The 966-nt window shown below is 38.7% G+C and carries 1 protein-coding gene; it reads right to left on the reverse strand.

All coding sequences use genetic code 11. The annotated features are described in order from the left end of the window. Positions 1-556: reverse transcriptase domain-containing protein (locus JN080_RS28815; RefSeq protein ID WP_256239358.1), on the reverse strand; the 556-nt coding region annotated here is incomplete at its 3' end. Positions 557-966: the final 410 nt, after the last annotated feature.

The raw sequence follows: 966 nt of genomic DNA on the forward strand, positions 1-966 counted from the left end.
TAAGTAGGTTAGGGTCAGCGATTCGAAGTTTTAAGAACTCCATCAACCACATGTGGTCAACGTTGTCAAAGAACCCTTTAATATCTACATCAACTACATAATTTACTGACCTCTTTTCAATATAGTAGTTCAATATTTTCAAAGCATCGTGGCAATTGCGATTTGGACGAAATCCAAAGGAACAGTCTAGAAAGTCATTTTCATAAATGGTATTTAGTATCTTCGTAATGCCCTTTTGAACAATCTTATCTTCATGTTCCGGTATTCCCAATGGTCTTTTCTTGTTTGAATTGAGCTTTGGAATATACATTCTCCTTACTGGAACAGGACGATAGCTTTTGCTTTTAAGCCTACTTATTAAATCCTTTATGTTTTCTTCTAAGTTTTCATCGTATTGCTCTTTAGTCGTTCCGTTAATCCCAGTTGCCTTTTTGTTAGGCAATTCATGATGACATTGAATTAGTGATTGCACATTTAATAAATGTGCAAGAGATGTAAATTTCATTTTAGGTTCAGATTTTGCTAATTCTGCTATCCTTAGTAGTTTTGTTTCCATTTATTATTCCTACCTCTGCGTGTAGTAAATGTTTCCCTAGTAAGGGTGATAACTGGTAGCTAGCCTTTCCTCCATCGGCATTACCCAACTTCATTGGTACTACGCTGCTATCCGACTCCCTACATCGGCATTTGGTTTCCTTGCTTTTTTATCGCTTGTACACCATACTCTTCTAGAAGAAAAGACCGGTAGGGTCTCCCGAGTTGCCGTATCATATCAATGTGTAACGTGCCAAGGTCTTTGACTCCAGAGAGGTTTTATCCTTCTTGCCTTTATCGAAGGATAATAATATAGCTTTCTGCGCGCAGGTAAGGCATCAGCCCTCTCGATTTACTAACATTTTGGAGCTCAATCCCTTCAACCACTTGGCTTTCGGCCCGCCACCTAACTGTCTACGCTTAAAGGCTAAA

Origin of the sequence: Bacillus sp. EB600 (genome assembly GCF_024494385.1) — a bacterium.
Classification (GTDB): Bacteria; Bacillota; Bacilli; order Bacillales; family Cytobacillaceae; genus JAEVLT01.